This is a genomic window from Streptomyces sp. UF-297 (assembly GCF_058245575.1).
Window position 1 is genome coordinate 132,762 of record NZ_JBSIBZ010000011.1, and the last position, 10,456, is coordinate 143,217.

The window sequence follows — 10,456 nt, forward strand, 5'->3', positions numbered from 1 at the left end:
CGCATGGCTGCTGGTCGAGTGATCCGATGCGGCGGAATGCGCGGGCACGGCTTCATCGCACAAGAGCACGGCGGACCAGCCGGCCGCCCCGCAGACCCCCGCGGGCGCAGCGGCCGAGCCGCGCGAGACCGGCGCTGATGAGCCGTCAAATCCAGTCCGTACACGAGCAGTTCGTGATACTCGGCAACCGCTACGAGCACTTCGGGGCCAGCTCCGAAACCACCCGTATCGACGACCGGGAACTGCGGGTCTTCGTATGGACCCGCCGCACCTACGTGGCGGAGTGAGGCACCACAGCGCGCACGCCTGCCCGACCTGGCTGCGGCCGAGGCCGGGCACCGGCGCGTGTGGGCCTCCCGGCCCATGGAAGGGTGGGTGTAGCACGAAACTTTTGACCGGAAGGGAAGCCATGACCACCGAGACGCTGGAGTTCCAGGCCGAAGCGCGGCAGCTCTTGCAGCTGATGGTCCACTCGATCTACTCGAACAAGGAAATCTTCCTTCGCGAGCTGATCTCCAACGCCTCCGACGCCTTGGACAAGCGGCGCCTGGCCTCCCTCACGGACGACAGCCTCAAGGCCGACGACCCGCACATCGCCCTCGAGGCCGACCAGGAGGCCCGCACGCTGACCGTGCGGGACAACGGCATCGGCATGTCGCGCGAGGACGTGGTGGGACTCATCGGCACCATCGCCAGGTCCGGCACCGCCGAGATGCTGCGCCGGCTGCGGGAGAGCAAGGAATCGGCCGAGCTGATCGGCCAGTTCGGCGTCGGCTTCTACTCCGTCTTCATGGTGGCCGACAAGGTCACCCTGCTCACGCGCAAGGCCGGCGAGGAGTCGGGCGTGCGCTGGGAGTCGGACGGCGATGGCACGTACACGATCGAGACCGCCGAGGACGTGCCGGTGGGCACGTCGGTGACCGTGCACCTGCGTCCCGCGGACGAGGAGGACGCGCTCCACGACTACGCCGACGAGCGCAAGATCCGGGAGATCGTCAAGCGGTACTCGGACTTCATCTCGTTCCCCATCCGGATGGGCGGCGAGCCCCTCAACTCGATGAAGGCTCTCTGGGCCCGGCCGCGCTCCGAGGTCAAGGACGAGGAGTACGGGGAGTTCTACCGGCACATCAGCCACGACTGGACGGACCCGCTCGACATCATCCAGATGAGGGCGGAGGGCACCTTCGAGTACGAGGCCCTGCTGTTCATCCCCTCCCGCGCCCCGCACGACCTCTTCCAGCGGGACGCCCGCCACGGCATCCAGCTGTACGTCAAGCGCGTGTTCATCCTGGACGACAGCCGTGAGCTCTTGCCCGACTACCTCCGCTTTGTCAAGGGGGTCGTGGACGCCGCCGACCTGTCGCTGAACATCTCCCGCGAGATCCTCCAGCAGGACCGGCACATCCAGCTGATCCGCCGCCGCCTCGCGAAGAAGGTCCTGTCGGCCATCAAGGACCTCATGAAGAACGAGGCCGAGAAGTACCGCACGTTCTGGCGCGAGTTCGGCCCCGCCGTCAAGGAGGGACTGCTCGACGGGAACGAGGACCAGAAGGCGATCCTGGACATCGCCTCGTTCGCCTCCACCGCCGGTGAGGAGCCCACCACCCTCGCCGACTACGTCGCCCGGATGAAGGACGGCCAGGACAAGATCTACTTCATGACCGGCGAGAGCCGCGCGCAGGTCGAGAACTCCCCGCACATGGAGGCCTTCAAGGCCAAGGAGTACGAGGTCCTGCTGCTCACCGACGCGGTGGACGAGATCTGGGTCGAGGCAGTGCGGGACTACGACGGCAAGGAGTTCCAGTCCGTCGCGCGGGGCGCGGTCGACCTGCCCTCCGACGAGGAGCCGTCGCAGGAGAGGACCGGTGCCTACGCCGCGGTGCTGACCTGGCTCAACGAGACGCTCGACGAGGTGAAGGACGTGCGTCTGACGACCCGTCTGACCAGCTCGCCGGCGTGCCTGGTCAGCGACTCCGACGCCCTCACGCCCACGCTGGAGAAGATGTACAAGGCGATGGGCCAGGAGGTCCCGCAGGTCAAGCGCATCCTTGAGCTGAACCCCGAGCATCCGCTGGTCAGCGGGCTGAGGTCGGCGCACGAGCAGCGTGCGGGAGCCCCGGATCTGGCCGAGACGGCCGAGCTGCTGTACGGCACCGCGCTGCTCGCGGAGGGCGGCGACCTGGCCGACCCGGCGCGCTTCGCCACACTGCTCGCCGACCGGCTGAGCAAGACGGTGTGACCCTCGCCCGAAGACGAGGAGCGCCGCGAGCACATCCGTGCTCGCGGCGCGCCTGCCGCAACGCGCCGTACGCGCGCCGAGAGGGTGGCCGTCAGCCGGCGGTGCCGGCGCCCTCGGTCCGGAAGTGCTGCCGCAGCACCTCGATGACCTCTTTCCACTGCTCGCTGATGAAGAAGTGGGCACCGGTGAACACCCGGAGATCGATCGAGCCGGTCGTGTGCTCGTCCCAGGCCTTGGCCTCGTCCAGCGTCGTCTTCGGGTCGCTGTCGCCGGTCAGCACGGTGATCGGGCAGTTCACGACGGCGCCGGGCTCGCAGCGGTAGGTCTCGGCCGCCTTGTAGTCGGCGCGGAGCGCGGGCAGCGCGGCCCGCATCATCTCCTCGTCGTCCAGCAGCGTCGACGCGGTGCCGCTGAGGCGGCGCACCTCGGCCAGAATCGCCGCGTCGCTGCGGTGCGCGTTCTCGTCACGGAACGTCGAGGGCGCCCGGCGCCCGGAAGCGAACAGCCGCACGGGGCCGTGCCCGTCGGCCTCGAGACGGCGAGCCACCTCGAAGCCGAGCGCGGCACCCAGGCTGTGCCCGAGAAACGCGGTCGGCAGTTCGGGCTGGCGCCGTATGACCCCGTGAAGACGGTCGGCGAGTATCGACAGGTCGTCGATGGGCTGTTCCGCGCGCCGGTCCTGCCGTCCGGGGTACTGAATGGCCAGGACGTCGACATCAGGGCTCAGTGCCGCGGCCACCGGGAGGAAGAAAGAGGCCGACCCGCCTGCGTGCGGGAGGCATACCAGCCGGGCGGCCGGATTTTTGGCGGGATGAAATCGTCGACACCACAGTTCATCTCCGGGCGAAGGCTGAGACATGCCACTCCAGAAAGTTGTCACACCGGATCATTGAATGAAATCCGAACCTAGCGAAATGCCGGAACGTCTGCAAGGAGACCGGATCGCGGTCCGGTCTGCGTTTACTCATGTTGAACTCATGGACATCGCGGCGCCATTATGTTGGGTCCGGCCGCCCGGGCACGCTCAACTGACAGAAGGCCGCAGTTGAACAGTGACCGGAGTGCACCGCTGATGATAGATATCTTCAGGAGGGCACGTGGCCGCCTGGTGCGTCGTCCCCAAAGGTCCGGTTACTGTTCCGATTACGTGGCGACATTGAGAGGTGACGTACGTGGGGCACAAATTCTCGCTGGTTCTCAGCCGGGAAATCACCGATGAAGAGTCAGCTGTTCTGCAAGAGGCTGGTTTCGCCAACGCGGCCTTCGCAAAGGATTCCCTTCCGACCAACGCCGACATCGCCGTAACAAAGGTGGATTTCGACGACACGGTATCGCCGTCGCTGGCCGAGGCGATCGAATCGGCGCTGGAAGCGGTGAAGAAGGTTCCGGATCTCACCGTGCCCGGCCTCAGCGTTCCGGCCGTGCCGCAGGAGACTCCGGCCGACGATTCGCAGGTGCTGGTCGGCGAGGTGGTCGAGAGCTCGACCGCCGACGAGGCGCCCGCGAAGAAGGCGACGGCGAAGAAGCGGAGCGCCAAGAAGGCGAGCGCCGCCGTGGAGGAGGGCGCGGACCAGGCATAGCCCGCCACGAAAACACGACGAGGCTCCGGTTGGCGGGGTGACTTCCCAAGTTGCCCCGAACGACCGGAGCTTCGCTGCGTCATGGATGCCGCACCGGCCTGCGGGGGAGCCGGCCGTGTTCAACCCGCGGTGCCGCGTCAGTTGAACACCTTGGGCGACCCGGTTGAACGCCGGGCCCCGGCGGCGTCGGTGCCCCGCCGTCTCCGCACGGGCCGGTCATGCGAAGAACTGGCCGAAATTTTACGCGCCTGGCCTTGAGTATTTTTTCGATGCGCCAAGGCAAGGGTGATCCGGCCAATCGGAGTGGCACCCTCGGCCGGAATGCGACGTGAGATCCGACGGTTAGGCGCTCCCGACAGGTCCAGACCTGTCGTGCGCTCGGTGCGTCCCGCCAGGATCTGGTTAAAATCGCTGCGTCCGCATGAACCCGAAGTCGTTTGTTCCGCTGGGCGATACCTGAGTGACATAAGGATTACGTCCGGCCCGGGAGCGCTACTGAGCGTAGCGCCGGACGCCTCGCGGTAAGCCATTAAAGAACTCGTACTAAGCCATTAAAGAACTAGCAAACCTAGGAATGCTCGCTTCCACGAGGTGGTGCGGACTGTTACTCTGTGGTCAGAATCCAGCGAACTGACTTTCCAGGCCGGACAATTCAGCCGCTGGATTTCGTGGGAGATTTTCAGACTTGCCTGGTGGGTCTCCAGACATACGGCGCGAGTCGATGGAGTAGATCCTGCTTCTTCTTTACTGCAAATACACGTCGTAACTGTCATGGGGGTGCAGTATGGGCCGTGCCGGCGGCGCCGCGCTTTCGGCCGGGGTGAACTATTGTCAGGGTAATGGACCGGGAATTGTCTCGGTTCCGATCATGCAGGTATTACCCGGTGACTCACCCCGACTCGAGGGTGAAGACAAGGTTCACGTACTACGGCTCGCGGCGCTGGAAAGCCCGCCCCCGCCCATCCTGGTCGACCGAAAGACCATGCGGGTGATCGATGGGATCCATCGCTTGATGGCAGCCTCCATCAAGGGACTGGAAGTCATTGACGTCGAGTTCTTCGACGGCAGCAGCGAGGATGCGTTCCTCAGGGCAGTCGAGGCGAATGTCGAGCACGGGCTGCCGCTCACACAGGCCGACCGCACCGCGGCGGCACTGCGGATCCTCAAGTCGCACCCCAGCATGTCGGACCGGGCCATCGCAAAGTCCACCGGCCTCGGGTCACGGGCGGTCGCGGCACTGCGGCGGTCATCGGATTCCGTACCGAAGTCGAATTTCCGTATAGGGCGCGACGGCAAGGTCCGCCCCCTGAACGGCGCACAGGGCCGGCTGCGGGTCGCCGAGCTCATCAGGGAGAACCCAGAGGCCTCCCTGCGCCAAGTGGCCCGTACAGCAGGGGTGTCGCCCGCCACGGCCCTCGACGTGCGGCGGCGCCTGGAGCGCGGTGACGACCCCGTCCCGAGCCAGTCGAGCCCCGTCAACCCGGCGGCGGAAGCCCCGAAGAATCCCCTGCCCGAGCAGAACCCGGCCGCCGCAGGCCCCCCGTCCACCGCCACGCTCGAAAAGCTCATGCGCGACCCGTCGTTGCGACAGAGTGAGCTGGGACGACGGCTGCTGCGGATGTTCAAGGAGAACGTGCAGGGCGAGAAGGACATGACCGACATCGTCGCCTCGGTCCCCTCGCACTGCATCGAGCTGATCATTCAGCTCTCCCGGCACAACTCGCAGATCTGGGAGGACTTCGCCCAGGAGTTGAACAGACGGGCACGTGTCGTCAAGCCCGAATAGCATCACCCGCAACGACAGAGCTCCTGGTGCACGGGCGTACACAACACCCGCGTCCATCAGGAGCTTTGCGTGCGCTCTCGCGCCGGGCACCCATCCGTCGCGCACCGGCGCGGCAGGGTCCGTGAACGCGCCGTGTCCCGCGGGGCGGTGAAGCCGGCCGCGGGACACGGCGAACCAAGACGAACGACGCGGTGCCGCCTCAGGCACCCCGGGTCACCCGCGCTCGGCCACGACGCATTCGGTGACGCACAGGTCCGCGGGGCACGGAGTGATCGACAGGACCTGCAGCCCCGCCTCCGCCGCCTCCCGGCGGATGTCGGCCTCACCGCGCTCACGGGTGTTGGGCTCGCCGACCACCATCTTGATCACATTGCGGAACGCCGCCCCGGAGTCGTGCTCCTTCAAGGGGTCGATGACCAGCAGCTTCGGCGTGCTGCCCGCAGCCGCGCCGGCGCTCATCGCCTTGCGGATATTGCTCAGGATCCGCACCCCGCTCTCCGAACTCCAGTCGTGGAGAACGTTCTTGATGATGTAGAGATCGCCGCCGGCGGGGACCTCGCTGAGGATGTCCGACGGCCGGTAGGAGAGCCGCTCGATGAGGTCCTGGTCGCCCGATTCGCGCAGCCCGGCCTCCGCCCGGCGGCAGGTGTCGGGGCGGTCCACGCAGACGCCCTTGAGGTGCGGATGCGCCGAGAGGATGGCCTTCAGGAGCGCCCCGTTGCCGCCGCCGACGTCGACCACCGTGCGGACGTTGTCGAACGTCAGGTGCTCCGCCAGCACCCCGCCTATCGGCCGGGCCCAGTCCTGCATCGCCAGGTCGAAGATCCGCGAGGTCTCGGCGTCCTGCTCCAGGTACTCGTACAGCGAGACACCGAAGGCGTGCGGCATGACCGAGGTGCCGGTCTTCACCGCCTGCGCGAGCCCGCCGTGGGCCGCCTGGCCGTACAGGCCGCACAGCAGCGAGGTCAGATGCCGGATCGACTCGGGGTGATCGGTCCTGAGCTGCTCGGAGAGGGGCGAGTTGGTGTAGCGGCCCTCCTCGTCGCGCGCGAAGACGCCCAGCGCCGTCACGGCGCTCATGAGGGACTCCAGCGCGTCCGGGTCCGCGTCGACGGCCTTGGCCAGTTCGGCGCCCGTTGCCGGCCCGTCCGCGAGGGCGTCTGCGATTCCGAGGCGAGCGGCGGCACCGATCGTCGCGGATGTGATGGAGCCCATGACAAGACTCAACAACGAAACTTCCATAGCCCTTTTTCTCCCTCGGCCGGATGGCAGGATGTGAATGACAGGTTGGTGTTCTCGGCCGTCGCCTGCACCTGTTCAATCGTGAGGGCATGTCAGTTGAACAGTGCCCGGTGATATGCACATGGTGTTGGGGACTTGGCCGGATCCGCCTTGCGAATCTCCCCGCGGCAGATGAGGGTGGGAGCATGAACCATGAGAAGTCGTCGAGCGACGACGGCGCCGAGGACGTGCCCCCAGGAGACATGAAGGCTTCACACGCGGACCGGGATCAGGTCGTGGAGATTCTCCGCGACGCCGCGGGTGACGGCCGACTCACCACAGATGAACTCGAAGAGCGTGTGACGGCGGCGCTGGCCGCGCGCACCATTGGCGATCTGGCCGGGCTGACCCGCGATCTGCCGGTCTCTCCCGCCCCCACGGACCCGAGTTCGCGGTCCAAGGACGTGGTGGAGATCAACCAGCGTTTCGGTACGCTGCACCGCTCCGGCTCCTGGGAGGTCCCGCGCCGCCTGGACATCCGGATGCACGGCGGCGACGTCAAACTCGACTTCACCGAGGCCGTGCTCAGCCACGACGTTCTCGACCTGGATGTCTATGTCAGCGTCGGCGGAAACCTGGTGCTGGTGGTCAAGCCCGGTATCGAGGTGGTCACCAATGACGTGGCCGTGGGCGTCGGCGAGGTCAAGGACCGCACCTCCGCCTCCGACGGTGACGTACCCGTCGAGCTCCGGGTGAATGTGCGCGGCCGGATACGCGGCGGCGACGTGGTGGTCAGATACCCGCGGCGGACGCTCGGGCAGTGGCTGCGCGGCGGAAACTCGGCCTGAGGGCGCATACAGCAGTGGCAAAGCGGTGGCCGGCTCGTACGAGCCCCCCCCCCCCCCCCCCGCTTCGTCGTCTGCGGACGGATTTTGCCCAAGCGATAAGCGGGCGCCCCTGACAGGTCGGACAGCGGATTCCAGGCGCTGTGCATGATATAAGTGCTCAACTCCCTTGCGCGGTTCAAGTGTTCAACTGCTACGTTGCGCGGGTTCCACGGGCGCGGATACGTTCCAGTTACCGGTGAGCCGGATCTCAAGGTCCTATTCACTCACCAAGTGGCTTCCTCTAATTATTGAGAATGTAACTGGCGGCAAGCGCGAGGTGGCGAGTTGCAGGGATAGGTTGTCACTGGCTCTCGGGCCAGGAGGCGAACGTGTTGATGAGGTTCCCCTGTCGCCTGTCGCGGTGGTTACTTCAACCCCTGCCGCAGTAAAGCGTGCTAGATCTCATTGCTGATTCTGGTCGTTTCTCCTCCGCCGTGCCCGAGTGGCATTTTGCGAAAAGTCCCGCGGTAACCCCGCAGCGCGGCAGACGTGCATATCCTCGGCAAGCAGGGATGGCGGAAGAAATGGCCAACGAAGACAAGCTCCGCGATTACCTCAAGCTCGTGACGGCTAATCTGCGCCAGGTCCGCCGTCGACTGGCTGAGGTCGAGGAACGGAGCCAGGAACCCATCGCGATCGTCGGAATGGGTTGCCGATTCCCCGGCGGGGCGCAGAGCCCCGAAGAACTCTGGCAGTTGATGGCCGAGGGCACGGACGCGATCGGGGCATTTCCCCAGGACCGCGGCTGGGACCTCGAGAACCTCTACGACCCCGACCCGGACCACCCCGGAACCTCGTACGCGCGCCACGGCGGATTCGTGTACGACGTGGCCGAGTTCGACGCGGGATTCTTCGGAATCAGCCCGCGCGAGGCGCTCATGATGGACCCCCAGCAGCGGCTGCTGCTGGAGGTGGCCTGGGAGGCCCTCGAAAAGTCCGGCATCGACGCGGCATCCCTGCGCGGCAGCCAGACCGGTGTGTTCACCGGCTCCTACAGCTCGGGTTACGGACTGGGCCCCTCGGCGGAGACCGCGGGGTCCGAGGGCCATCTCGTCACCGGCATAGCGACCAGCGTCCTGTCGGGACGCCTGGCGTTCACCTTCGGCCTCGAAGGCCCTGCCGTCACGGTGGACACCGCGTGCTCCTCGTCCCTGGTGGCCCTCCACATGGCCATCCAGTCGCTGCGGTCGGGGGAGTCCTCGCTGGCGCTGGTCGGCGGCGTCACCGTGGTCGCCACGCCCGGCGTCTTCGTGGGCTTCTCCCGGCAGCGCGGCATGTCGGTGGACGGCCGCTGCCGGTCCTTCAGCGCGGCGGCGGACGGCTCCGGCTGGGGCGAGGGCGCCGGTGTCCTCGTAGCGGAGCGGCTGTCGGACGCCCGGCGCAACGGGCACAAGGTGCTGGCGGTGGTACGCGGCTCCGCGATCAACCAGGACGGTGCGTCCAACGGGCTCACGGCGCCCAACGGCCCGTCCCAGCAGCGGGTGATCCGTGCCGCGCTGGCCAGCGCCCGGGTGTCGCCCTCCGACGTGGACGTGGTGGAGGCGCACGGTTCGGCGACCACGCTCGGCGACCCGATCGAGGCCGAGGCGCTCCTTGCGACGTACGGCCAGGAGCGCGCCGACCAGCCGCCGTTGTGGCTGGGGTCGGTGAAGTCCAACATCGGGCACACGCAGGCGGCGGCCGGTGTGGCCGGTGTGATCAAGATGGTGCTCGCCCTCCAGCACGAGCAGCTCCCGCGGACCCTGCACGTGGAGGAGCCGACGCCGCACGTGGACTGGGCGGCCGGCGACGTACGGCTGCTGGCCGAGTCGGTGCCGTGGCCCGCCGGGGAGCGGGTGCGTCGCGCGGGCGTGTCCTCGTTCGGCATGAGCGGCACCAACGCCCACGTCATCCTGGAGGAAGCCCCCACAGGAGCGCGCGCGTCGACGTCCGCCGAGGGCGGGCCCGCCGGTGAGGACATCGAGGGCGCCGAGCCGGCGGAGAGCAGCGACGGCACCGCCGTCGTCGAGGCCGAGAAGACGGTCGCCCCCGCGGTGATCGAGGCGGCTGGGCTCGGTGCGTGGGTGGTGTCGAGCCGGTCGGCGGAAGGCCTGTCGGCTCAGGCGAACCGGCTGCGGGAGTGGGTGTCCAAGCGCCCGGAGCTGGAACCGGCCGATGTGGCGTGGTCGTTGGCGGCGACGCGGTCGTCGTTCGAGCACCGGGCTGTGGTGTTGGGCGGTGGTCGCGAGGAGCTGGTGACCGGCCTGCGGAGCGTTGCCGCTGGTGAACCCGTGGGTTCGGTGGTCTCCGGAGTGGCCCGTTCTGGCACCCGGACGGTGTTTGTGTTCGCGGGTCAGGGGGCCCAGTGGGTGGGTATGGGCCGGGAGTTGGTCCGGTCGAGTCCGGTGTTTGCGGCGCGTCTTGCGGAGTGTGAGGCGGCGTTGGCGCCGTATGTGGACTGGTCGCTGGGTGATGTGCTGGCCGGGGTGGGGGGTGTGCCTGGGCTGGATTCGGCGGATGTGGTGCAGCCGGTGCTGTGGGCGGTGATGGTCTCGCTGGCCGCGGTCTGGGAGGCGGCAGGCGTCGTCCCCGATGCGGTGGTGGGGCATTCGCAGGGTGAGATTGCTGCGGCGACGGTGGCGGGGATGCTGTCCCTGGAGGACGGTGCGCGGGTGGTGGCGGTGCGGTCGCGTGCGCTGTCGGGTCTGTCGGTTGAGGGTTCGATGGTGTCGGTGGTGATGCCGTCGCGGGCGGTATGTGAGCT

Annotated in this window: 8 protein-coding genes; 6 read left to right on the top strand and 2 right to left on the bottom strand. The window is 67.5% G+C overall.

Annotated features, from left to right (window positions below):
* The first annotated feature begins 137 nt into the window (after window positions 1-137).
* Window positions 138-287 carry a DUF5988 family protein gene (locus tag AC4IJH_RS09680; RefSeq protein ID WP_490851162.1) on the top strand — a complete coding sequence of 50 codons (150 nt, stop codon included), beginning with the start codon at window positions 138-140 and terminating at the stop codon, window positions 285-287.
* Between the two features lie 122 nt (window positions 288-409).
* Window positions 410-2,239, top strand: coding sequence for a molecular chaperone HtpG (gene htpG / locus AC4IJH_RS09685; protein WP_490851163.1), 1,830 nt, complete (start codon window positions 410-412; stop codon window positions 2,237-2,239).
* Between the two features lie 91 nt (window positions 2,240-2,330).
* On the opposite strand, the gene AC4IJH_RS09690 is transcribed toward htpG, so the two are convergent.
* Window positions 2,331-3,098: a thioesterase II family protein gene (locus AC4IJH_RS09690; RefSeq protein ID WP_490851164.1), complete on the bottom strand. Its 768-nt coding sequence runs from the start codon at window positions 3,096-3,098 to the stop codon at window positions 2,331-2,333.
* 313 nt (window positions 3,099-3,411) lie between these two features.
* Between AC4IJH_RS09690 and AC4IJH_RS09695 the strand changes: the two genes are divergently transcribed.
* On the top strand, window positions 3,412-3,819 hold the full coding sequence (locus AC4IJH_RS09695; RefSeq protein ID WP_490851165.1) for a hypothetical protein: 408 nt from the start codon (window positions 3,412-3,414) through the stop codon (window positions 3,817-3,819).
* Window positions 3,820-4,603: 784 nt separating this feature from the next.
* A complete protein-coding gene (locus tag AC4IJH_RS09700) occupies window positions 4,604-5,605 on the top strand; it encodes a ParB/RepB/Spo0J family partition protein (RefSeq protein ID WP_490851166.1) in 1,002 nt (333 codons plus the stop codon).
* A gap of 213 nt (window positions 5,606-5,818) precedes the next feature.
* Here AC4IJH_RS09700 and AC4IJH_RS09705 read toward each other — a convergent pair whose 3' ends face one another.
* Window positions 5,819-6,820: a methyltransferase gene (locus AC4IJH_RS09705; RefSeq protein WP_490851167.1), complete on the bottom strand. Its 1,002-nt coding sequence runs from the start codon at window positions 6,818-6,820 to the stop codon at window positions 5,819-5,821.
* Between the two features lie 212 nt (window positions 6,821-7,032).
* Here AC4IJH_RS09705 and AC4IJH_RS09710 point away from each other — a divergent pair, with 212 nt between their 5' ends.
* Window positions 7,033-7,674, top strand: coding sequence for a DUF1707 SHOCT-like domain-containing protein (locus tag AC4IJH_RS09710; protein WP_490851168.1), 642 nt, complete (start codon window positions 7,033-7,035; stop codon window positions 7,672-7,674).
* 563 nt (window positions 7,675-8,237) lie between these two features.
* The coding region (locus AC4IJH_RS09715; protein WP_490851169.1) for a type I polyketide synthase at window positions 8,238-10,456 on the top strand (2,219 nt) is incomplete at its 3' end.

Excerpts from the sequence above, each read along its gene's own strand:
- AC4IJH_RS09680 (WP_490851162.1), top strand. The coding sequence starts at position 138 with ATGAGCCGTCAAATCCAGTCCGTACACGAGCAGTTCGTGATACTCGGC.
- htpG (WP_490851163.1), top strand. The coding sequence starts at position 410 with ATGACCACCGAGACGCTGGAGTTCCAGGCCGAAGCGCGGCAGCTCTTG.
- AC4IJH_RS09690 (WP_490851164.1), bottom strand. The coding sequence starts at position 3,098 with ATGTCTCAGCCTTCGCCCGGAGATGAACTGTGGTGTCGACGATTTCAT.
- AC4IJH_RS09700 (WP_490851166.1), top strand. The coding sequence starts at position 4,604 with ATGGGCCGTGCCGGCGGCGCCGCGCTTTCGGCCGGGGTGAACTATTGT.
- AC4IJH_RS09705 (WP_490851167.1), bottom strand. The coding sequence starts at position 6,820 with ATGGGCTCCATCACATCCGCGACGATCGGTGCCGCCGCTCGCCTCGGA.
- AC4IJH_RS09710 (WP_490851168.1), top strand. The coding sequence starts at position 7,033 with ATGAACCATGAGAAGTCGTCGAGCGACGACGGCGCCGAGGACGTGCCC.